This window comes from Bradyrhizobium sp. USDA 3262, from assembly GCF_054060035.1.
Genome location: NZ_JBSSCT010000001.1, coordinates 6,208,525 through 6,229,779, shown reverse-complemented (window position 1 = coordinate 6,229,779; position 21,255 = coordinate 6,208,525). Strand labels below are relative to the sequence as shown.

At 64.2% G+C, this 21,255-nt stretch carries 26 protein-coding genes and 1 tRNA gene; 14 read left to right on the top strand and 13 right to left on the bottom strand.

Going from position 1 to position 21,255, the window contains the following annotated elements; translation table 11 throughout:
- From ACVWYP_RS29335 to ACVWYP_RS29305, 7 genes are all read left to right on the top strand, one after another.
- Entirely contained in the window at window positions 1-864 is an 864-nt protein-coding gene (locus ACVWYP_RS29335; protein WP_304495765.1) for a bifunctional 5,10-methylenetetrahydrofolate dehydrogenase/5,10-methenyltetrahydrofolate cyclohydrolase, read from the top strand.
- 129 nt (window positions 865-993) lie between these two features.
- A complete protein-coding gene (locus tag ACVWYP_RS29330) occupies window positions 994-1,446 on the top strand; it encodes a MaoC/PaaZ C-terminal domain-containing protein (RefSeq protein WP_304495764.1) in 453 nt (150 codons plus the stop codon).
- 157 nt (window positions 1,447-1,603) lie between these two features.
- Entirely contained in the window at window positions 1,604-2,089 is a 486-nt protein-coding gene (locus ACVWYP_RS29325) for a zinc-ribbon domain containing protein (protein ID WP_304495763.1), read from the top strand.
- Window positions 2,090-2,307: 218 nt separating this feature from the next.
- Window positions 2,308-2,601, top strand: coding sequence for a hypothetical protein (locus tag ACVWYP_RS29320; protein WP_016846480.1), 294 nt, complete (start codon window positions 2,308-2,310; stop codon window positions 2,599-2,601).
- Window positions 2,602-2,845: 244 nt separating this feature from the next.
- The gene (locus tag ACVWYP_RS29315; RefSeq protein WP_016846479.1) at window positions 2,846-3,217 is read left to right on the top strand and encodes an SANT/Myb-like DNA-binding domain-containing protein; all 372 of its coding nucleotides are present in this window, start codon (window positions 2,846-2,848) and stop codon (window positions 3,215-3,217) included.
- A 167-nt stretch (window positions 3,218-3,384) separates the two neighbouring features.
- A complete protein-coding gene (locus tag ACVWYP_RS29310) occupies window positions 3,385-4,155 on the top strand; it encodes a class I SAM-dependent methyltransferase (protein ID WP_304495761.1) in 771 nt (256 codons plus the stop codon).
- A complete protein-coding gene (locus ACVWYP_RS29305; protein ID WP_456684313.1) occupies window positions 4,041-4,403 on the top strand; it encodes a LysR substrate-binding domain-containing protein in 363 nt (120 codons plus the stop codon). The genes ACVWYP_RS29310 and ACVWYP_RS29305 overlap by 115 nt, the downstream gene beginning before the upstream one ends.
- A 43-nt stretch (window positions 4,404-4,446) precedes the next feature.
- Here ACVWYP_RS29305 and ACVWYP_RS29300 read toward each other — a convergent pair whose 3' ends face one another.
- The gene (locus tag ACVWYP_RS29300) at window positions 4,447-5,592 is read right to left on the bottom strand and encodes an alkane 1-monooxygenase (protein ID WP_304495760.1); all 1,146 of its coding nucleotides are present in this window, start codon (window positions 5,590-5,592) and stop codon (window positions 4,447-4,449) included.
- Between the two features lie 160 nt (window positions 5,593-5,752).
- Between ACVWYP_RS29300 and ACVWYP_RS29295 the strand changes: the two genes are divergently transcribed.
- Window positions 5,753-6,766, top strand: a complete 1,014-nt coding sequence (locus tag ACVWYP_RS29295; protein ID WP_304495759.1) for a helix-turn-helix domain-containing protein — start codon at window positions 5,753-5,755, stop codon at window positions 6,764-6,766.
- 72 nt (window positions 6,767-6,838) lie between these two features.
- Here ACVWYP_RS29295 and ACVWYP_RS29290 read toward each other — a convergent pair whose 3' ends face one another.
- Entirely contained in the window at window positions 6,839-6,967 is a 129-nt protein-coding gene (locus ACVWYP_RS29290; RefSeq protein WP_304495758.1) for a hypothetical protein, read from the bottom strand.
- Window positions 6,968-7,445: 478 nt separating this feature from the next.
- On the opposite strand from ACVWYP_RS29290, the gene ACVWYP_RS29285 reads away from it, so the two are divergent.
- Window positions 7,446-7,616, top strand: a complete 171-nt coding sequence (locus tag ACVWYP_RS29285) for a hypothetical protein (protein WP_304495757.1) — start codon at window positions 7,446-7,448, stop codon at window positions 7,614-7,616.
- 19 nt (window positions 7,617-7,635) lie between these two features.
- On the opposite strand, the gene ACVWYP_RS29280 is transcribed toward ACVWYP_RS29285, so the two are convergent.
- From ACVWYP_RS29280 to ACVWYP_RS29270, 3 genes are all read right to left on the bottom strand, one after another.
- Window positions 7,636-7,818 (bottom strand): hypothetical protein, encoded by a 183-nt coding sequence (locus ACVWYP_RS29280; RefSeq protein ID WP_157788026.1) that lies wholly within the window; start codon window positions 7,816-7,818, stop codon window positions 7,636-7,638.
- Window positions 7,819-8,937: 1,119 nt separating this feature from the next.
- Window positions 8,938-9,014: transfer RNA gene (locus ACVWYP_RS29275), tRNA-Arg, on the bottom strand.
- Window positions 9,015-9,115: 101 nt separating this feature from the next.
- A complete protein-coding gene (locus tag ACVWYP_RS29270) occupies window positions 9,116-9,388 on the bottom strand; it encodes a hypothetical protein (RefSeq protein WP_304495756.1) in 273 nt (90 codons plus the stop codon).
- A gap of 212 nt (window positions 9,389-9,600) precedes the next feature.
- Here ACVWYP_RS29270 and ACVWYP_RS29265 point away from each other — a divergent pair, with 212 nt between their 5' ends.
- Window positions 9,601-10,047: a hypothetical protein gene (locus tag ACVWYP_RS29265; protein WP_304495755.1), complete on the top strand. Its 447-nt coding sequence runs from the start codon at window positions 9,601-9,603 to the stop codon at window positions 10,045-10,047.
- Between the two features lie 48 nt (window positions 10,048-10,095).
- On the opposite strand, the gene ACVWYP_RS29260 is transcribed toward ACVWYP_RS29265, so the two are convergent.
- The gene (locus ACVWYP_RS29260; protein ID WP_304495754.1) at window positions 10,096-12,378 is read right to left on the bottom strand and encodes a cation:proton antiporter domain-containing protein; all 2,283 of its coding nucleotides are present in this window, start codon (window positions 12,376-12,378) and stop codon (window positions 10,096-10,098) included.
- 218 nt (window positions 12,379-12,596) lie between these two features.
- Between ACVWYP_RS29260 and ACVWYP_RS29255 the strand changes: the two genes are divergently transcribed.
- The gene (locus ACVWYP_RS29255; RefSeq protein ID WP_256438759.1) at window positions 12,597-12,719 is read left to right on the top strand and encodes a hypothetical protein; all 123 of its coding nucleotides are present in this window, start codon (window positions 12,597-12,599) and stop codon (window positions 12,717-12,719) included.
- Between the two features lie 337 nt (window positions 12,720-13,056).
- Here the strand turns inward: ACVWYP_RS29255 and ACVWYP_RS29250 are convergent, their stop codons facing one another.
- From ACVWYP_RS29250 to ACVWYP_RS29235, 4 genes are all read right to left on the bottom strand, one after another.
- The gene (locus ACVWYP_RS29250; RefSeq protein WP_028339231.1) at window positions 13,057-13,359 is read right to left on the bottom strand and encodes a hypothetical protein; all 303 of its coding nucleotides are present in this window, start codon (window positions 13,357-13,359) and stop codon (window positions 13,057-13,059) included.
- Window positions 13,360-13,372: 13 nt separating this feature from the next.
- Window positions 13,373-13,591, bottom strand: coding sequence for a hypothetical protein (locus tag ACVWYP_RS29245; protein ID WP_253589996.1), 219 nt, complete (start codon window positions 13,589-13,591; stop codon window positions 13,373-13,375).
- Between the two features lie 74 nt (window positions 13,592-13,665).
- Entirely contained in the window at window positions 13,666-13,893 is a 228-nt protein-coding gene (locus ACVWYP_RS29240) for a hypothetical protein (protein ID WP_028339229.1), read from the bottom strand.
- A gap of 90 nt (window positions 13,894-13,983) precedes the next feature.
- Window positions 13,984-14,805, bottom strand: a complete 822-nt coding sequence (locus ACVWYP_RS29235; protein ID WP_304495753.1) for an AraC family transcriptional regulator — start codon at window positions 14,803-14,805, stop codon at window positions 13,984-13,986.
- Window positions 14,806-14,919: 114 nt separating this feature from the next.
- Between ACVWYP_RS29235 and ACVWYP_RS29230 the strand changes: the two genes are divergently transcribed.
- Both ACVWYP_RS29230 and ACVWYP_RS29225 read left to right on the top strand, forming a co-directional pair.
- Entirely contained in the window at window positions 14,920-16,005 is a 1,086-nt protein-coding gene (locus ACVWYP_RS29230) for an MFS transporter (RefSeq protein WP_456684233.1), read from the top strand.
- Between the two features lie 239 nt (window positions 16,006-16,244).
- Window positions 16,245-16,619 carry a hypothetical protein gene (locus ACVWYP_RS29225; protein WP_225161787.1) on the top strand — a complete coding sequence of 125 codons (375 nt, stop codon included), beginning with the start codon at window positions 16,245-16,247 and terminating at the stop codon, window positions 16,617-16,619.
- 21 nt (window positions 16,620-16,640) lie between these two features.
- Here ACVWYP_RS29225 and ACVWYP_RS29220 read toward each other — a convergent pair whose 3' ends face one another.
- A complete protein-coding gene (locus tag ACVWYP_RS29220; protein WP_304495751.1) occupies window positions 16,641-17,468 on the bottom strand; it encodes a YkgJ family cysteine cluster protein in 828 nt (275 codons plus the stop codon).
- A 540-nt stretch (window positions 17,469-18,008) separates the two neighbouring features.
- Between ACVWYP_RS29220 and ACVWYP_RS29215 the strand changes: the two genes are divergently transcribed.
- Entirely contained in the window at window positions 18,009-18,881 is an 873-nt protein-coding gene (locus ACVWYP_RS29215) for a DMT family transporter (protein ID WP_304495750.1), read from the top strand.
- Here ACVWYP_RS29215 and ACVWYP_RS29210 read toward each other — a convergent pair.
- Both ACVWYP_RS29210 and ACVWYP_RS29205 read right to left on the bottom strand, forming a co-directional pair.
- Window positions 18,878-20,341, bottom strand: coding sequence for a cryptochrome/photolyase family protein (locus ACVWYP_RS29210; protein ID WP_304495749.1), 1,464 nt, complete (start codon window positions 20,339-20,341; stop codon window positions 18,878-18,880). The two genes, ACVWYP_RS29215 and ACVWYP_RS29210, sit on opposite strands and share 4 nt — an antisense overlap.
- A gap of 21 nt (window positions 20,342-20,362) precedes the next feature.
- Window positions 20,363-21,022 (bottom strand): peroxiredoxin, encoded by a 660-nt coding sequence (locus ACVWYP_RS29205; protein ID WP_028339223.1) that lies wholly within the window; start codon window positions 21,020-21,022, stop codon window positions 20,363-20,365.
- Between the last annotated feature and the right edge of the window lie 233 nt (window positions 21,023-21,255).

The window sequence follows — 21,255 nt, the reverse complement described above, 5'->3', positions numbered from 1 at the left end:
ATGACGGCGAACATTCTCGATGGGCATGCACATGCCCAAATTGTCATCGACAAGATTGCTGGCGAACTCGACCGGCTGCCCCGCGCACCGGGGCTTGCGGTCGTGCTGGTCGGCTGTGATCCGGCGAGCCAGATCTATGTGCAGAGCAAGGTCAGGATGGCCGAACGGCTCGGCCTGCGCGGCGAGGTCGCACGCCTGCCGGACGATGCCAGCGAGGCCGATCTGCTTGCCAGAGTAGCGGCGCTCAATGCGCGCGACGATATCGACGGCATCCTCGTGCAGCTGCCGTTGCCCGCGCATATCGACGCATTGCGCGTGATGGCGGCGGTCGATCCCGCCAAGGACGTCGACGGCCTGCACGCCCTGAACGCCGGCCGGCTGTTTCACGGCGACGATGCGCTGGTGCCGTGCACGCCGCTCGGCTGTCTCCGGCTGATCAAATCGACCCTGCCAGACCTCACCGGCGCCCATGCCGTGGTGATCGGCAGCTCCAACATCGTCGGCAAGCCGATGGCCGCGCTGCTGCTGCAGGAGTACGCGACCGTGACCCAGACCCATATCCACACCCGCGGCATCAGCAGGATCTGCCGCGAGGCCGACATCCTGGTGAGCGCGGTGGGCAGGGCCGGCCTCGTGCGCGGCGACTGGATCAAGCCGCAGGCCATCGTCATCGACGTCGGCACCACGCGCGTCGAGAAGCCGGACGGCGGCTATGCGGTGTGCGGCGACGTCTCGTTCGACGAGGCGGTGCAGGTCGCCGGCGCGATCACGCCGGTGCCGCGCGGCGTCGGCCCGATGACGATCGCCTGCCTGATGGAAAACACGGTGAAGGCCGCAAAGGCGAGGGCGGCCCGGCTGCAATAGCGTGGGGTGCCTGCGGCGATACGCGAGCGGCGGGTGTCGCTCGCGTATCGCGCGCGAAGTTCATGACGTCCGGGGTAATGGAAAGCCCGCACCATTGGTCTAGCATCGCGCGACAGATGGAGGCGGGCGATGCTGTATGCGGAAGATCTTACCGAGGGCCAGACGTTCAAGCTTGGCAGCTACACGATCGGTGAGGCCGAAATCCTGGAGTTCGCCGGGAAATATGATCCGGTGCCGATCCATACCGATCCCGTCGCCGCGGCAGTGGGCCCGTTCGGCGGCCTGATCGCAAGCGGCTTCAACACCATTGCGATCTATCAGCGGCTCGTCGTGGAGGCGATCTGGACCAAGGTGGCGGGGATCGTCGGGCGGAGCTTCGAGATTCGCCTGCCGAGCCCGGTTCGGCCCGGTGCCACGCTCACCGGCCAATCCCGGATCCAGAAGATCACCGTCAGGCCGGAGCGGCGCGACGCCGTCGTGATCTTCAAGACGGAGCTGGTCAACGACGAGCAGCGCCCCGTTCTTGTCCTCGTGCTCGACGCGCTGATCCACATGCAGCCGGCGGAGCAGGGGCGGGCGTAGCTCGGCTGACGGGGATCCCGAAGTCATCCGCCTCGGACGGCGGCCAACGCCGCTAGGTGTTTCCCGCACGCGATCTTGTCGTGGCGCAATGTTGCGGCAAGTATGACAGGCTGGCGGCAGAACAGCAGCGTATCAATGACGTCGTCATCGACGAGCCATGCTGCCCGGTATTTACTTCGTCGATGCGCCGAAGGCATTCGACCCAGACGGATGTGCCGCCGTGAAACGCAGCAAGCAGACGCACGGAGAGATCGAAGCCAGGCGGCGCAAGGCGGAGGAATGGCGCCGCATACAGACGCAACGCGCCGCTGAACGGCAACGGCTTCGCGACTACAAAATTGCCCTGGCGCGCGACGAGGTTGCCGTGGATACGAAGCGGCTCGCGCCATCGAACAGCTATTCGACTCCCGATTTCGTGCTGCGCGGAACCTATCGACCGGAGCCCTTCGTCTGCAAGGACTGCGGCGTTGCCGAGGTCTGGACGCCGTTGCAGCAGAAATGGTGGTACGAGACCGCCAAGGGCGATGTATTTACCGGGGCGGTGCGCTGCCGGGCCTGCCGCACCAGAGAGCGCGCGCGCAAATCCGCCGCACGCCGCGTGCATCTAGAAGGACTCGCAAGGAAGAAGCCTCCCGTCTCGTAGCGATGGGCGTGACTTCAGAGTCGCACTTCACATCTGACACGCGGGGAACCAGTGCGCAGGCGGTCAATCCGTCGCGCGTGCGGAACGTTTCGTTGCCTGATTGGTTCGAGACCTAGAAGCCCCCGATGTGGGGTGCGGGCGGGGAGGAACCAGCCAAGGAAACTTGTCAACCTGTCAAGGAAACCATCGCGGCCGGAACCAACGAGAAGGAGCAGCGGATGAAACTCAATTCCACGCAAGTCAAGCAGACCATGACGCAACTGAATGCCCAGGTGCTTCCGGACGATCACCCGGCCGTGGCGCAACTGAACAGCGTGTTCGGTGAGCACACATTCTTCGTCGACACCAGCGGGCTCAAGGTGCTCGAACCGGCCCAGACCTCCGACATGCCGGGGCAGACGGGCGAGGTCGTCAGTCTCGCCGAGTGGAGCGATCCGGAGCTGACGTCGCTTCGGCCGCACGAGCCCGAGCCGACCGGCGTGCTCATCGCGCTTGAACCCAGCAAGCACTGAAGCGTTCCAGCGCGAAGTGGATACCGGTTCGCGCAAGCAAAACGCCACCAAGCAAGGGGATTGAGAGCATGATCCGATTCAATCGGATCATGCTCTTTGTGCTGCATCGCGCGGCACCCGCGATCGGCCGTCCTGATGGCGACAGCCCCGACGTCGCATCAAGAGGTGCCGAAAGTCACATGGCAAATCAGAGCCGCCTGCGTATGCATCGGTTTGAGATGGGTATCCAGGCGGTGAGGGGCAGATGGGGATCGTGCGGCGCTGGAGCCCTGACGAGGACGAGAAGCTCAGGGAACTCGCCAGGGCCGGCAAGAACGCTCTCGAGATCAGCAACGAACTGACCCGCAGCGCTTCGGCCGTGCGCCGGCGCGCCGAGGTCCTGTCGGTTCTGATCATGGCAAAGGCGTTTCGCGCGCGCCCGTCGCATGTCGCCACCCATCTCGAGCGGGTCGCGATCGACGCGATCCGCAACCGCCGTCCGTTTCCCGCGGGCGTCGGGCCGAGCACCATTGCCGGAATGATCGAGAAGGGCTGGATCGTCCCCGAGATGGGGCGCAGATACAACGTGACCGATGCCGGCGTGGAGGCTGTGCGGCGGAAGATTCCGAGCGGGTGAGAGCGGAGCAGCTTGCGCGTTCGAAGCACTGGCCCGGCGCCGTGCGAACGGGCGGCTATTCGACACCGAACGCAGATTTTGCGCCCGAGACGGCTGCCTGGTCCGTTCAATGACTGGAGGCGCGACGACCAGCGGTCTCCCGTCCGCCCTCCGATCTGATTGCCCCGATGCTCAACGCCCAGCAAGCCCAAGCCGACCGATACCAGCGTTTCGCCGATCTTGCGCCTTTCGTCCGCGAGGCGATCGGTACCATCGGCGCATTGACCTCGGCCCAGCGTACCGACGTGAATTTCCTCGAACGCGAATTCATCCCGGCGCTGGGGCTCAATGACGAACTGCTTCACGAGCAGCCGCCGGAGTTGGCGCAGAGCTTCGGCAAGGGCCTCCACCTTTGGCAATATCCGAACCAGCTCGCACCGTACCTCGCATGGCTTGCGCGCAATGCGTCCGGCGTCTCCTCGTACATGGAAATCGGCTGCCGCTGGGGCGGCACGTTCATCCTGGTGACGGAGTGGCTGAGGAACAGCGGCGCCGACCTCAAGACCGTGATTGCACTCGATCCGATCGCGCCGACGCCCTTTATCTCGGCCTATTTCGATCTGCTGCAGCAGCAGGCCGCTATCGAGCCGATCTACTTGCAGGATTTTTCAACCTCGCCGCTGGTCGGTGCGCATGTCGACCGGCTGAAGCCGGACTTCGTCTTTATCGACGGCGATCACAGCCTGCGCGGCGCGCTACAGGATCATCTGCTGGTGCGTTCCCACGCCCGCATCATCGTGCATCATGACATCCATTCCCAGGCCTGTCCCGATACCACGCTGCTCTGGAAGGCGCTGAAGCAGTTCGAGGCGCCCAGCTTCGATACGTTCGAATTCACCAGCCAGTATCCGTCGATCAATGGCTCATTCCTCGGCATCGGCGCCATGAAACGGCGCTGACCCGGATAAGGCGGCACGGCAACAGCATGTTCACCCAGCCGATGGTCAAGGCCGCAATAGCGGGCTACGGCATCGCCTACGTGCCGGAGGAGACAGTGACTGACGCCGTTGCATCGGGCCTTCTTCAACTGGTGCTCGACGATTGGTCGCCGAAGTTCTCCGGGTACTACCTCTACTACCCGAGTGGCCGTCAAAACTCACCGGCGTTCAAGGTCATTGTCGACGCGCTCCGGCATCACGGCAAGTGACAACGACCAACGATCGCATGGCGACGGCAGGCGATCGCCGCGATCATGAACTCGCGGGCCGATCGCCGAGGTTCAACTTGCTCTTGTCGCCGCCGGCCCAGGCCAGGGTCTTCGGATCCATCACGTGGAACCAGAGCGGCGGGATCGCCGCCAGCCCGAACATGCCGGTGTAACCGTTCGGCAGCCGCGGGATGTCGTCGAAGTCGCGCAGCGACTGATACGGGCGCATCGGGTTGGCGTGGTGGTCGGAGTGACGTTGCAGGTGGAACGTCATCAGGTTCGAGACGATGTGGTTGGTATTCCATGAGTGGCGCGGCTCGACGGCCTGGTAGCGGCCGTTCGGCAGCTTCTCGCGCAGCAGCCCGTAATGCTCGACATAATTGGCCTGGGTCAGCGCGTACCAGCCGAGGAAATGGTGCGCGACGATGAACGGCGCGACCTTCCAGCCGAACAGCGCGATCAGGATCGCCGCGACGACGAGCGTCAGCGCGAAGCCCTGCAGGATCTCGTTGTTGACCGACCAGACCGGCTCGCCGCGGCGGGTCAGCCGTTCGGCCTCGTTGCGCCAGCCGCGCTTGAACGCACCCGGCAGTTCGCGCGTTGCGAACGCATAGATCGATTCACCGAAGCGCGCGCTGGCGGGGTCCTCGGGGGTTGCGACCCAGGTGTGATGGCCGCGATTGTGCTCGACGCGGAAATGCGCGTAGCCGACCGCGCAGTTGGCGAGCATGCCGAACAGGATGTTGAGCCTGTCAGCCTTGTGGCCGAGCTCGTGCCCGATCAGCAGCGCGCCGCCATTGATGGTGCCGACGCCGAGCAGCAAGGCGACATAAGACCACCACGGCAGATCCTGGGTGCCGAAGAAGGCGATCAGCGCGACGTAGTTGATCCAGGGAAATACCACGGTGATGCGCGCGAGCCGCAGGTAGTAGGGATCGGCCTCCATCGCGGCGACCACTTCCGCCGGCGGATTGTGGGTGTCTTCGCCGATCACGGCATCGAGCAGCGGGATCAGGATGAAGATGAAGACGAAGGGGATCAGCGTCACCAGCGGATTGTGCGTCTGCAGGAACAGCCAGTAAGACAGGAGCGGGATCAGCGGCGGAATGAACGAGAGCATCCAGAGATAGCGCTTGCCGTCCCGGTAGGTGATGGTTTCGCCAGCAGCATTGGTGCCCGTGAAGATCATCGCATTCCCTCCAGCGTCTCTTGCGAGGCGGCGTTCGCCGTTGTTGGGCCAAGCATGCCGCGAGGCGGGCCTGCGCCGCCAGTTCACAACAGGCCAATTTTGTGGCATTTTGCGCCAAGCCTGTTCGGCCGGACGTTCGCGAGGGGAGGTCGCCGACGCCATGCACGGATCGGAATCCGACGCCCTTCGCACGCCGGTCTCCGCGGTCTATGCGCGGGCCTTGGTGCGGGCATTTGGCCAGACGCGAAGCGAGCGCGACGAGCTGCTGAAGGGCACCGGAATTCGGCTCGAGGCGCTCGACCAGCCCGGCGCTCACATGCCGGTATCCTCGCTGGTGGTGCTGGCGGCCAACATCACCCGCCGGCATGGCGAGCTGTGGCCGTTGTCGGCCGCGGCGGTCTGGTCGACATCGCTGCAAGGCGCGCTCGACGTCGCGACCAGGACGGCGCCGACCATCGCGGATGCGTTGGCGACCGGCGCGCGCTTCGGGTCGACCCGCGCGCCCTTCGTCCGCAACCGGCTGCGCAAGACCGCGCGCGCGATCCAGATTGAAATCTCTCCCGCGGTCGCGATGGACGAAGCGCTGTGGCACGCCGTGGCGCTGGCGGTCAGCCTCAACGTGCACGCCGTGTACGTCCAGCTGCTCGAGGATTCGATCGGGCAGGCGACGCTGCAATTTCCCTGGCCGCCGCCTGCAGGCGCGGAGCGGTTGTTGCAGCATTATTCCTGCGCGGTGAAGTTCAACGCTGTCGCCTTCATCTTCGAGGTGCCGAAAGCGCTTGGCGCGCGGCCGTCGCCGTTTGCCGATCCGCAATTGCACGCCAAGGCCATCGAAGCGCTCGAGGCGATCGAAAATCCGCAGCCCGACACCGTGGCGCTGGCGGGGATCGTCGAGCGCCTGATCGCCGCGCGCCTGCCGCAGCGCCTCGCCGAGGAGGAGGCCGCGCGCCTCGTCGGCACCTCGCGGCGAACGCTGGTGCGGCGGCTCGCCGAGACCGGCAGCGCCTTCCGCCCGCTGCTCGACGGCGTGCTGCGCGAGCGGGCACGGATCATGCTCGCGGCAGGCACCCAATCGCGCGACGAGATGGCGGCCGCGCTCGGCTATACCGATGCGACCAGCTTCAGCCGGGCGTGCCGGCGGTGGTTTGGAGAGAATGCGGGCGGGCAAGATTAGGGCGCGGTTGATGGCTCGCGCGAGCCCACAGATCCTGGTGGACGGTACGCCGACTGAACGATGCCGATCCCGTCAATGCGTATGCAGGGCGTCGTAGGCGTGGGCAAAAAACACAGCGGCGCTGAGGAGCAGCAGCGCGACAATGGTCGCTTCCATCATGACACTTCCCCATTTTTGTTTGCGAGAAGTGGTAGCGGTCAATTGTTTCCGCCCGGTTTCGTCCGCTGATGAAAATGGTTTCGTGGCTGCCGTCCCACGCTGGCGCGGGGGCCTCCAAAGGATGGCGCGCTCGGAGAGATTCGAACTCCCGACCCTCGGAATCGAAATCCGATTTACTATCAGTTAGGTCAATGGCTTAGCTGCACCGTGTTGCGCTGGCGTTGCAGGTAGCTATGGGATTGTGATCCAGAACCTTCCGCTATCACCGCGCCCGGGAGGATCGCGGTGTGCGGTGCCACCGACTCGCCTGGCCAGATCTTCCGTGTTGGTCTTGTAACTCCAAGCGTTTTGCTCAGTTGCGCGATTTAACTCGGCCCGCGTGGCGTCGCCCGGACGAATGGATAGGTCGTATACTGTGCGAAGCTTCGTACCAAGCGGTGGCAGCTGCGGAGGCAGCGAACCTGCATCGAAAATTCTGCTGAGCCAAGATCACATCGGTCTTCAAGGGAGATTCGGGGCGATGGTGGCCGAGGGCTACGGACCTGAGATGTTGGAAGGTCTGACCACTACGAGGGATCATCTTCTCGCGCTGGCCGAAATCTGCGACGTGGCCCTAACCCGGTGCTTCCGTGTGGTCGAGCGCATGGGCTACAGCCCGGACAACCCGCCGCCGGACCGCACGCAACACTGATCGCTCGGAGCCCGCCGGTTTAGACCGGCGGGTTTTCCCTTGGCGCAATTTCCATTTTTTCGGGTGGTCGGCCGCGGCGCGCGCTATGTTCGGCCATGGCTTTCACCGCCTCATCTTCGTCGGCGCAAAAAGCGATGCTTCGCCGATCGGCAAACACGAGCCACTGGCGAAGGCCAACTTCCCTGATGACGTACTCGGTCATTTTCGAGCGTCCTACAGCGAGTAGACTGCTTCTTAGGCAAGCGACCTTGCTGTTCCATTAATCAGAATCCGCCGCCCTCACAAATACACGCCCGGCGGCGTTTTCTTCCTGAACTGGGACGCTGAAATCCCCAGTGTCACTTAGACTGCATGGGTCATGCCGGTTGGCGTCGACGTCACTCTCGGCTTCTCAGAATTTCGCTGCTGGCGGGCAAGCCTACGATCGTGGATATACTGTCGTGTCCAGTGGGCCAAATCGGCGGATCGGCGCAGATGGGCATGCCGCAAAACCTGGTCGATGTCCTGGAGTCGAATGCCTGTCTCTTCCTGCATTGCTTTACCCCGGAAACTTTCACGCACGGGATGGTGGGCGCGCTTTGTTTCACGCTCGCTTCTAGGTGTCGCGAATGATGTATCGTTCACGCCGAGATGTTGAGGCAGTTACGACCTTGCCATCCGGCGTGGTTCTGAGCCTGTGCCCATTAGGGCAGGTTAGATCGGATATCGCACGAGACGCGAAGGGAGCCGTCGCTGCAGAAAGGATCCGCGAGACTCACCGCAAATCGGGCACAGATACTTTTTGTCTGTAGGCGGTGTTGGCGACGCCATTAGGCAAACCCCCGAAAATGCGCCCGCCGGGTCAGTGATGGTTTGTCCCGGCGGCCACGATTTCGGGAATAAGGGAGAGAGGTTGGCGGGCAGGGCCGCATTGGCGAGCCGTCCGGGTTTAGCTAAATGCGATGACGAGCAGGCCCGAGCACAGCAGCACAAGGCAGGTTGCGATTAGTGCGAGGAGCCCGCCGGACACGAAGTCATGATTACGCATGAGACACCTCCCTGTCGCGGAGGGAGGCTGGTCCGAATTTATTAAAGATTTCGGAATCGTTATTTGCGTTTCGGTCCTAGCCAGAACGAGGTCGGTTCAGTTGCGCCCGGCGCCTAGGCAAAACGCGAACGGAGGATGAACCGCCGTGTTGCGCCCGTGTTGCGCGGAACGATTTGCAGTGGTTGGTAACGCGTTGATTTTGTTCAGAGCGAGTTGAGCTGGCTCGCAACACGAAAACGATCATTCAGAACGAAATGAGCGCGGCTTAAATTATTGATCTATCGGTAAAATCGTTGGCGCGCTCGGAGAGATTCGAACTCCCGACCCTCGGAATCGAAATCCGATGCTCTATCCAGCTGAGCTACGAGCGCGTTGCGGGTCGATTATCAGACTTGGGCGGGGAGGGCCAGCAGCCACGGAGCGCGGCATCCGGCAGTGCCGGCGCGTTCCGCCGGCCCTCTCCTTGAAGCCGTCAGAAGCAGGGATGCCGGCGGTGGTCCTGGCCGATATAGGCGGCCGCGCTCTGATAGCACTTGTTGCGCGCGGGGCCGTCGTAATAGGCGAAGCTGCCGGCAGTCGGGCCGGGGCCGTAATTGTGCAGATAGCTGATGTGGTAGGGCAGGCCCGAATGCGCGTGGTGGTGATGCCGGTGGTGGCGCGGATGGGCCGTGAGGTCGGCCGCGACCGCCGGGGTCAGGGCCATCACGGCCAGAGCGAGGGCGGCGAAAAGCTTGGTCTTGGTCATGGACGGCCTCCGGGCATTTACGGGAATCGGCATTCTGGGCCGCCCCAACGCCCATTTAACCCGGAATCGGGGCCAAAAGCTGCGGGAAATCAGCCACAGCGCGCCAAATTTTGCCTTTTTGCGGATGCTTAACGGATTGCCAACACAGTCCGGCCAGAGTCTTGCGGTCAGGTCCGCCCGGGCCCGGCCTTTCCCGCGGTTTCGAACGATCCATGCGCATCACGCCCCTTGTCGCCTTGCTGCTCTCGGTTCTGGCCGCGACGCCCGCGCGGGCGGTGCTGCACATCACGCGCGACCATGGCGGCTATGTCGAGGAGTACAAGGCCAAGTACAAGCAGATCCGCGAGCGCCGCGAGCGCGTCGTGATCGACGGCATCTGCAACTCGGCCTGCACGCTGGTGTTCGGCATCGTGCCGCTGAACAAGATCTGCGTCACGCCGCGGGCCAGCATCGGCTTCCACCAGGCCTATTACGACAAGGCCTTCACCTTCGGCATCAAGGTCACCAGCCTCGAGGGCACCTCCGACCTGATGTCCTACTACCCCGATACGGTGAAGGAGTGGATCCGCCGCAATGGCGGGCTCACCACCGAGATGAAGAAGATCAAGAACGGGGTCGATCTCTGGAAGATCGTCGATCCCTGTCCGGAAGAGTGGTAGACGCGGACGCTCTCGCGCGCCCCGAACTTCCTTGCTCAGATGTTTGTTTCAAGTCTTGGGGTCCCAGGTCTTGGGCCTGACGTCGCCGTCCGACACCAGCAGGACGGACGCCTTCGACTTGCCGAGCACGGCCGCGGCGATGCTGCCGAAATTCAGGCTGTCGCCCTGGATGCGGTCGACGCCGATCACGACAAGGTCGGCCCGGCTTGACGCGATCTCCTGCAGGATCGCGACCTCAGGTGCAGTATTGGTGCGTAGCCGCGTCGTCACGTTGATGTCATAGCGCGCCGCGGTCGCCGCGATGTCCTTCAGGATCGCTTCCTCATGCGCCAGCGACATGCTGGGGCTGGTACGGCGGGCGCCCTTGTCGCGCGTGGTCGAGACGTAAACCACCTGCAGCGGCTCGCTGGAGAGGCGCGCCAGCGCGATCGCGACCTCGGCGCCGCGCCGCGAGACGTTGCTGCCCGAAACCGGCACCAGGATCTTCCGCGCATTCGCCGTCGGCTCCTTCTCGTGCACGCCCTTGGCGGCCGCGATCGCCAGCGGGCCGTCGAAGCCGGAGGTGAGGTCGTCGAGCCGCCTGTCGAAGCCGCCATCGGGGCCGGCAACCGCGTCCATGCCGACCACCAGCAGGTCGAAGCCCTTTCTGGCTTCCTCGGCGATCGCCTCCGCCGCCGTCTCCTCGCGGGCGCGGCTGATGACGTCGACATTGCCGCCGCCGCCGCCCGCATCGGCTTCGGCGCTCGCCTTGGCGGCGTTGATGACCGCCGCCTCGGGGCTCTCTGCATCGGCGCGGTTCTGCTCCTGCAGCTTGGCGTTGGCGCCGACATGCAGCACCGTGATCGGCAGACCGCGCCCGCCGGCGAGCTGGCCGGCGAGATGCGCGGCGAATGTCGCATTGCTGCTTTCATCGACCGCGAGCAGCAGCCGCTCGAGATTGGCGACGAAGCCGCGCTGCTCATATTCCTCGCGCTCCAGCCGCTCCTTTTCGTCCTTGCCGAGCGGCAGCCGCGCCAGCGCGCTGCGCAGCATCGGCGGCATCGCCATCGTGGTCAGGATCGCCATGGCCACGATCATCGAGTACATGGTCTGGCTCAACATCCCCATCGACAGGCCGATGGTGGCGATGATCACCTCGGTCGAGCCGCGTGCATTCATGCCGCTCGCCAGCGCATAGGATTCCGGCCGAGTCAGCCCGCCCAGCGCGCCGCCGACAAAGGCGCCGCCGAACTTGCCGATGCTCGCGATCAGGACCAGCGCCGCGGTCAGCCCCAGCACCGACGGATCTTTCAGCACCGTGAGGTCAGCGCTGAGGCCGGCGAGCCCGAAGAACACCGGCATGAACAGGCTCGAGATCAGCCCGCGCAGCCGCTCGTCGATCCGCCGGGTCAGGATCGGGGATTCCCCGACCAGCACGCCGGCGATGAAGGCGCCGAGCACGGTGTGCACGCCGATCAGGTGCGTGATCATCGCCATCCCGCACATCAACATCAGGATCACGGTGATCACCGCCGCCGAAGAGACCAGATGGTCGTTGGCCCAGCGGATCAGCCGGAACACCAGCCGCCGGCCGATCGTGAAGCTGACCGCGAGGAAGGCCAGTGTGCCGAACAGCGCCTGCGCGACCGAGAGCAGGTCGAGGCTGCCGCGCGAGGCGAGGCTGAAGATGACGGCGATGATGATCCAGCCGAGGGTGTCGTCGATGATCGCGCTGGCGACGATGATCTGGCCGACATTGCGGCGCATGAAGTTCATTTCGCGCACCACGACGGCCACGATCTTCACCGAGGAGATCGACAGCGCCGTGCCGAGAAACAGCGATGCGATCAGCCGCGCTTCTGGATGCGGCAGCAGGCCGTCGGGGAGGAATTCGCCGAGCACGAAGCCGCAGACAAACGGCACCGCGATGCCCGCCACCGAGATCGTGGTCGCGGCGCGGCCGACCTTGCGCACCAGCTTGAGGTCGGTGTCCATGCCCGTCAGCAGCAACAGGAGCAGGATGCCGAACTGCGCAATGCCGTCGATCAGCGCCTTCTGCTCGCCGGATGGTGGAAAGATCACGCTATGCGCCGACGGCCACAGCCAGCCGAACAGCGATGGTCCGAGCAGCAGGCCGCCGAGCAGTTCGCCGATCACGGAGGGCTGGCCGATCCGCTGCATCAATTCGCCGAGGCCGCGCCCGACCGCGATCAGGAGCGCGATCTGGGCGAGCAGAATGAACTCGGATGGCCTGCTCGCCTTGTCGCCCTCGGCGTCGGCTGCCGTGATACTCACGAGCAGGATGACGGTCGCCCAAATTGCCGGTTGAAGCCGCCCCCAGCGGATCACCATGGCATCTCCGATTTCCAATTCCGGCGCGGCCCGGTCCGCTTGCCGCATGCGGTCAACGCCCGGGTTCCGAAAGTGATCCACTGGGTCAGATTTTGGAACGGAGGCACCGGCGGTTCGTTTCGCTCATGATGCGTTCATCCTGGTGATGCGAATGTCTCCATGAGCGAGCCTGGCCGCCGAAGCGGCTGCGGCTCAGCTCGCGCGAACGGGAGGCTGCGATGGCAACCAGATCCAATCTTTCGAAGGCTGAACTCGCGCGTAGCGTTGCCGGCGCCACATCGGCATTGGTGCTTAGCGCGCTCGTCCTGTTCGTCGCCGCGCATCACCTGAGCGGCGGATAGGCAGGCGGCGCGTGCCGCGCCGATCCATCAAAGCAGGAAGGTCCCGATCAGGAGGCCGGCCGCAAATGCCCAAAGCCCGAGGGTGCAGGCCGATATGACGCGGACGAGATTGCGCAGATCCACGTCCTGCCAGCTGCTATGGGACCGATACGTCAATTGCAGGCACCCCGTGCGGTGGCCGCCTTGCTTCCTGGCCCGACAGCCTGTTCCCGATAGGTGCCCAAATGAAGGCAACCAATGGTGGCGCCCGATCACGCATTTGCGAGGCGCCGCCTCAAAGCGCCCGGTATTGCCTTCCGGTATTGTCTTCCTGCCGGCGAAATGATGCCAGTGCGGATCAGGCTGCCCGGCGCTTGCGGGTCCGCGCGGCCTTCTTGGCCGAGCGCGACCGCTCCGCCGCGGGGCGGCTCGCGGCCGCCTTGCCGCCGAGCTTGCCGCCCTTGCGCGACGGCGAGTGATCCTCGCGCGTGCCGCGGCCGGAGCCGCTCTTCTTGCCGCCGTGGGTCTCCTTGTTGACGGTCGCCCATGCGCGCCGCTCGGCTTCGCTGCTCGAAATGCCGCGCTGCTCGTAGCCTTCCTCGATGTGCTCGGCCTGCCGCTTCTGCTTGTCGGTGTAGCTCGACTTGTCGCCTCTGGGCATCGCGCTCTCCTGTCTATTTTGATCGAGACGTCCGCCGGACTTCGGCCGTGTCGTCGTTCGGCTCGACGACCTCGAATCTGGACCGGCTGAAGCGGCCCAATCCGCTGAGCTCGTAATAGCCGTCACGTTCGATATCCCTTGTCACCTCGTAGACGCGCCCGAGCGAGAGCGTGTCCCGCTGCAACGTGTTGTCGACGCAGCGAACGTGAAAAATCTTGCCGGTTTCGGCCATGCGCTCATCCTGAATTGTTGGTCTGGTTCGGCGTTACTTATCGCGCAACGTCGCGATCGCAATCGGTGTGCCGATCACGAAATTTCGTTCGGCAATTTCCATTCGGGCGCCGGCTCGCAGACTTCGCTGTCGCCGGGAATTTGCTTCATGTGATAGCCGGCTGGCAGCACCTGGCCCGGAGCCTCATCCGCGACCGGAACATCGAAGACCAGCCCGGAGACCAGTGCATGTTCCCACGCCTGCTTCTCCGTCGGAAAAGCCTTGTCGATTTGTTTGTCGCGATCGAACAGCGCGTAGGGCATCTGGCATCCTCAAGCATTGGCGGCCCGGCGCAGGCGGCTCGCCTGTCGTTCGCCCGATATGTCGAAAACGTCCGTTGCTGACTGGTGTTCCTAAATTCGCGCGCCAGCCGCAAAGGCCGAGCCGCTACCTTGCATGATATCGCTGAGATATTTCGCCGGTGGCTTGCCGAGCGCCTTCTTGAACATGGTGATGAAGGCTGTGACGGACTCATAGCCCAGTGCGGACGAGACCTGCTGTACGCTCGCGCCGGCGGAGAGCTCGCGCAATGCGACGATCAAATGCAGTTGCTGGCGCCAGCGCCCGAAGGTCAGGCCGGTTTCTCTCAGGATGAGACGCGCCAGACTGCTCTCGCTCAGCGCCACGCGTTCGGCCCATTCGGCCATCGTGCGGCGATCGGCCGGATCATCGGCGAGCGCTGCCGCGATCCGTCGCAAGCGTGGCTCGGGCGAGATCGGCAGATGCAGCTGCTGCAGCGGCATGCGCGGCAATTCGCTCAGCAGCAATTGCGCAACGAGCGTCTCGCTGCCGCCGTCGTGCTGCATGCGGTCGGAAAGCTCAATGATCAGCTCGCGCAGCAACGGCGAGATCGACAATGTGCAGCAGCGGTCGGGCAGGTCGGCGGCACCGGGCTCGATGAAGACGAAAAAGATCTGCGCATTGGCGGTTGCGATATTGGTGTGGCGCGTGCCGCCGGGAAGCCAGACGCCGCAATGCGGGGGCACCATCCACAACCCGTTCGGAACGCGGCACATCACGCCGCCGCCGAGCGCGAAGACGAGCTGTCCCTTCCGGTGCGCGTGCTCGGCCGCCTCGACCTTGTTTTCGGTGACGTCGAGGCGCACGGCGATGGCCGCCGCCGCGACGTCATCCGGATCAAGGTCCGGCCAGGGATAGCGAAGTTGAAAGCCCATAACGGAGCAGGAAACCCGTCGAATGACCGAATTTAGCGATCGATAGAGCAGATATGTAAATTCTTCCGGCAGCCAAGTCGATAGCCTGGCGATGCAAATGGCCAGGAGCATGCGATGACGATGATTGCGCCGATGCGCACGCTGGGCGGGCAGGGGCCGTTGTTGACGGGGATCCTGCTGATCGCCTCGACGCTTCGCGCGCCCATTACCGGCGTGGCGCCGATGCTCGGCATGATCGGTGAGACCAACCGGATCAGCGCGGCGGAGGCCGGGATCCTGACGACGCTGCCCTTGCTGGCATTCGCGGCGATCTCACCGGTTGCAGCTGTGCTCGGGCGCAAATGGGGCATCGAGCGGTCGCTGTTCGGTGCGCTGCTTGTCATCGCGGCCGGGATCGCGCTGCGCTCGTCCGGTCCGGTCTGGGCGCTGTTCGCCGGCACCGCCACCATTGGCGCCGGAATCGCCGTTGGAAATGTGCTGCTGCCGAGCCTGCTCAAGCGGGACTTTCCGACCCGCATCGCCAGCCTGACCGGCGCTTACGCGATCACGTCCGCATTGGCCCAGGCGCTCGCATCCGTCGTGGCCATCCCGCTCGCCCAATTGCCGGGATCGAACTGGCATCTCTCGCTTGCGAGCACGCTGATCTTTCCGTTGGTGGCGCTGATGGCCTGGGCACCCCAGCTTGGGGCGCACGCGGCCCCGACGGTCGAGCCGGCCTCGCCGCCGCATCGCGGGCGCATCTGGCACTCGCTGCTTGCGTGGCAGGTGACCGGCTTCCTCGGCCTGACCTCGCTGGTGTTCTACATCATCGTCGGATGGTTGCCCGCCATCCTCGTGCAGGCAGGTTACCCGGCGGCGACGGCGGGTACGCTGCACGGTGTGCTGCAATTGGCGACCGCGGTCCCCGGCTTGATCCTCGGGCCGATGGTCCGGCGCATGAAGGACCAGCGCGGCATCGCGATCGCCGTGTCGCTTGCGACCTGCATCTCGCTGCTGGGATTGTGGCAGCTTCCGTCGCTCGCAATGCTGTGGGTCGCGCTGTTTCGGCTTCGGGGCGGGCGCAGCCTTCATCCTCGGATTGACATTCGTCAGCCTGCGAACCTCGCACAGCCACCAGGCGGCCGCGCTGTCGGGCATGGCGCAGTGCCTCGGCTACTCGCTCGCCGCTGCGGGCCCGCCGCTTGCCGGACTGGCCCATGATGCGACCGGAGGCTGGGAGGTCGCGCTCGCGTGCTGCGCCGTCGCGACGGTGCTGATGGCAGTCCTGGGCGGATCAGCCGGCCGCGCGGCGACAATCTGATTGTCGTTCGATGCGGAATAACGCGAGCCAGATCCGGCTCGCGACGAGGCGTGGCGGCGGCCGGTCGGTTGTCTGCGCTGCAGGCCCGCGCTACAGAAGGCGGGAAGCCTCGCAAGCAAGAGCCAAGGGAAAAGTGTCGTTGAGGACATCTGCCAGCACGCGCATCGCGATCGGATCGACGCTTTTTGCCTTGGCGTCGAGTGCATTCCTTTTTCTGGTTCCTCCGAGTCCGATCGACAGGAACCTGTTGCGTGGTGCCTTCCGTCTTTACAAGGGATATGCGTATCTCATCCCCGTCAAATACGTGGACGGCACGCTCGAGACCGCCCGATTGTATGAAGACGACCGGCTGCTCGGCCCCGCGAACACCGCCCAGCAAGAGATCATCGACAAGGGCGCCGGCCGATTCGCATTTTACCGGGACACCTGGAATTACTTCGGCCCGGCCTTGATGTTCTCGACCAGCGACAATACCGACCCGAACACCAACGGCAGGAAGTATCACCTCAGATGACGAACTGGTGTCCGGCTGTCGTCACGTCGTGCGTATCACGCCCAGTTCCTTCGACCGTTGGAGCAGAGCCGGCCGGTAAGGCGGGGAGGGATCGTCGTCGTCAGGGATGGCGCAATGGCCGAACTCCTGCTGGACGCGCTGGATCTCCATGACGCGATCGTTCAACCGCTGCAGATGTTCAAGCGATGTTGCCTTCCAGTAGCGGAAGGTATCGAACGTAATCGGCACGAAGGCGGTGCCGAACAGCGTTGGATCGGGCACGATGGTCCGCCCGAGCAGCAGGTAGCGGTTCTGACCGACGATGACGAGGGTGGCATACGGCCGCCCTTCACTTACCCTGAGGCCCTTCAACGAAAGTTCGCACAGCTTGCTGAAATAGGGTTCCTCGCGCCAGCGGTCGGGATCATCGAGGTCAACCTGCACATTCAGCGCGTCGAGCCCGAAATGCGGCACCATGCCCGTGGTCTCGGGAAACCAATCGTCATCGAGGTGGCCTTGCAGCCAGGCACAGCTGAATGACCGGCACTGCCGGGGACGCTCGTGGTAGATCTCGCATCCGCCGCCCGCCAGGATGTGGTTGCAGACCGTGTTCATTGGCTTGCGGAGATCGGTCACCTCAAGCACCTTGCAGCAGAGGGTGCATGATCCACACTGCCTGACCGTCGGAGCCACGGGAAAGCCGAGGGCCCACGAGCCTTGTCGTTCGCGGAGGAGCAGCTTCTGCTTCTCCAACGTGCTCAGTGCACGCTCGACCTTGAGGCGCGACAATCTGGTCACGCCGATAATATCTTTCGTCGTCGTCGCGCCGCTCTCGACCGCCCGAACGACGACCAACGCCACTTGATCCATTGTTTTTCTTCTTGTCCGGCTCGTGGCCGGCTCTTCTTGTGCAGTGTTTTTGGCCGCCGGTATTCGGCGACGGTAGATTCCAGTGCAATCCGGAACGTGCCGCGACCGACGGCTGCGAGATTCCACCGAAGCGTATCGGTGAGGGCGGCATGTCGCATCCGATAAACGCGCATGGCATCCCTGAGGACAAATCGTCGTGATTGGCAGCGACAGGCGTTGGGTCCGCGAGCGTCTGCAAGGTCAGAGTGGTCTCGTGTCATCGGCAATGTCGCGAGAATGCGAATGTGTGGCTAGCAGACCGTGCAACACATTCAGTGTCGTCCCTGCGAAAGCAGGGACCCATAACCACCGATGGTTATCGTTGAAGGCCGCTGGAACGACGAGTCCCTTTCACAACATCCGCCGCGGAGTGTCGTCCCTGCTTTCGCAGGGACGACACTGTGGGTGAGGCGCCACCTGCTTACAGCCGCGGGCTCGCCCGCCACCCTCGTTAAATTCGCGATTGCTGGCTGCCTCATCTTCAGGCAATGACGGCCTGCAATGAACAAGAGCTTCGAGGAAACTGCCGCTCGTCTGGCGCCGGCGATCTTTGTCGTGCTGTGGAGCACCGGATTCATCGGCACCAAATACGTCATCAACAATGCGGAGCCGCTGACCTATCTGGCGATCCGGATGACGTTCGTGGTTGTGGTGATGGCGGTCATCGCCGCGATCGCGCGGCCGAACTGGCCGGACCGGACAGGCATCTTCCACAGCGCGGTCGCCGGCATCCTGGTGCACGGCTTCTATCTCGGCGGCACCGCGATTGCGATCGCGCATTCGGTTCCGGCCGGGCTGTCGGCCTTGATCCCGGGCCTGCAGCCGATCCTGACCTCGACCCTTGCCAACCGCTGGCTGGGCGAGCGCGTCACGCCGGTGCAATGGGGCGGGCTGGTGCTCGGCCTCGCCGGCGTCGTCTTGATCCTGCACAACCGGCCGATGACGGGCGAGGCGGGGTGGGGCTGGCTCGCCTCAGGCGTCTCGCTGATCAGCATTACGCTGGGCACGCTCTATCAACGGCGCTATTGCAACCGGATCGACTGGCGCGCCGGCAATCTGGTACAGTACATCGCGGTGACGATCTTCTTCGGCATCGGCGCCTTTGTGTTCGAGACCAATGTCGTGCATTGGACCGGCGAGTTCGTGCTGGCGCTGGCCTGGCTGGTGTTCGCACTGTCGATCGGCTCGATCGGGCTGTTGTACTGGCTGATCCGTCACCACGCCGCGACCTCGGTCGCGAGCCTGTTCTATCTGGTGCCGGCGGTGACCGCGCTGATGGCCTACATCCTGTTCGACGAGCGACTAGATCATGTCGCCATTGCCGGCATGGCCGCCTGCGCCGCGGCGGTGCTGCTGGTCAATCGCCGCGCTTAATCGCTGCGACGGATCTTCGCGTAAGCTGCAAGCGCGCGTTCGCGGCTCTTTTTGTGATCGACGATCGGCGGCGGGTAGGTCTTGCCGAGTTCGATGCCGGCGCTCGCCAGCTCGATCGGTGTTGCTGTCCAGGGCTGGTGGATCAGGTCGTTGGAGAGCTGCGAGAGCTCCGGCACCCAGCGCCTGACATAGCAGCCGTCGGGATCGAATTTCTTGCCCTGCAGGACCGGATTGAAGACGCGGAAATAGGGCGCGGCGTCGGCGCCGCAGCCCGCGACCCATTGCCAGTTCGCCGGGTTGGAGCCGGCATCGGCATCGACCAGCGTATCCCAGAACCATTGTTCGCCTGTGCGCCAGTCGATCAGGAGGTGCTTGACCAGGAACGAGGCCGCCACCATCCGCACCCGGTTGTGCATCACGCCGCTGTGCCAGAGCTCGCGCATGCCAGCATCGACGATCGGATAGCCGGTGAGTCCGCGCTGCCAGGCCTCCAGCGCGCGGGCGTCGCGCTTCCACGGGAAGGCATTGAAGTGCTCCTGCAGGTTGCGCTGCGCCAGGTCGGGGATGTCGAACAGCAGATCGCGGCAGAATTCGCGCCAGCCGAGCTCGCTGAGGAACTTGTCGATGTCGCCGGCAAGGCGCGAGTCTTCGGCGGCGGCGAAGCGTGCCGCATGCCAGACCTGCCGCGGGCTGATCTCGCCGAAGCGCAGATGCGGCGACAGGCGCGAGGTGCCGTCGCGGTCGGGCCGGTCGCGGTCGCCGGTGTAGCCGCTGATCCCCTCATCGAGGAATCGCTTCAGCCGCGCCTGCGCAGCGGCTTCACCGGGTGTCCAGGTCTCGCGCAGGCCGCCGGCCCAATCCGGCCGGTCAGGCTCGAGCTTCCAATCGCCGAGGGGGTCGCTCGCGATGCCGCGGATGGATGTAAGCTTCTTCGGCGCCGGCAACGGCTTTGGCGGATCGCCGAGGCCTTGGACGCGCCGCCAGAACGGCGTGAACACGCGCAAGGCCCGGTTGTCCTTGTTGCGGATCGCCTTGGGATCGACGAGCAGGTCGCCGGGAAAAATCTGCCAAGCGATGCCGTCAATTGCGAGCGCGGATTCGAGGTCTGCGGCAATCGCCTGATGCGGTGCCTGCGCGATGTCGTTCCAGAACACGGCGCCCGCGTTGATTTCGCGCGCCAGTGTGGCGATCACGGAGGCGGCCGGTCCGGTGCGCAGCACCAGCGTGCCGCCGATCGCCTTGAGGCTCTTGCCGAGTGCACGCAGCGATTGCGCCAGCCACCAGCGCGTCGCGCCCCCAAGGGAGCGTGCGGCTGGAGGTTTCAGGGCACGGCTTTCGTCGTCGCGGACATAGAGACCAACCACGGGTGCGCCGCGGCTGGCTGCTTCGTAGAGGGCCGGGTGATCCGACAGCCGCAGATCGTCACGAAACCAGACGATAACAGGCTGTGCGCGGGCCACCCGGACGCTGCGTGCCGGCCGTTACTTCGGCTGCGGCACGATGCGGATGTAGGGCTTCGGTTCTTTCCAGCCCTGCGGATAGATCGTCTTGGCCTCGTCGTTGCTGACCGAGCCCGCGATGATCACGTCCTCGCCCTGCTTCCAGTCGGCAGGGGTGGCGACGCGGTGCTTGGCGGTGAGTTGCAGCGAGTCGATGACGCGCAGGATCTCCTGGAAGTTCCGACCCGTGGTCATCGGATAGACCAGCACCAGCTTAATCTTCTTGTCGGGGCCGATGATGAAGACGTTGCGGACCGTTTGGTTGTCCGCCGGCGTGCGGGTGAGGGGGTCGCCGGACGTCGAGGCAGGCAGCATCTCATAGAGCTTGGAGACGTTGAAGTCGGTGTCGGCGATCAGCGGATAGTTCGGGGCCGCCCCCTGCGTCTCCAGGATATCCTCGGCCCATTTGGCGTGGCGATCGGCGGGATCGACCGAAAGGCCGATCAGCTTGATGCCGCGCTTGTCGAATTCCGGTTTCAGCTTGGCAAGCGCGCCGAGCTCGGTCGTGCAGACCGGGGTGAAGTCCTTCGGATGGGAGAACAGCAGGGTCCAGCTGTCGCCGATCCAGTCGTGGAACTTGATCTTGCCCTCAGTGGTCTGGGCTTCGAAGTCCGGTGCGGTCGCGCCAATCGGAAGTGTCATGATTTTACCTCATCTCTTTGAAGTCACAGTTGAATTTGTATTTGAGGCTGTCCGTTCCAGTATAGGACGGGATAAGGCTTAAGTGAACGGGTTCTGAAAAAAGGTGAAACATTTCTCCTTGAGGGTGGAATTCCAAGCAACTTGTTTTGATCCGGATCCCTGCGGCGAAATATCAGCTGCGGCACAAAGGCTTGGAAATGCCCAGATAATGCCGCTTATCGCCGTCATCACGC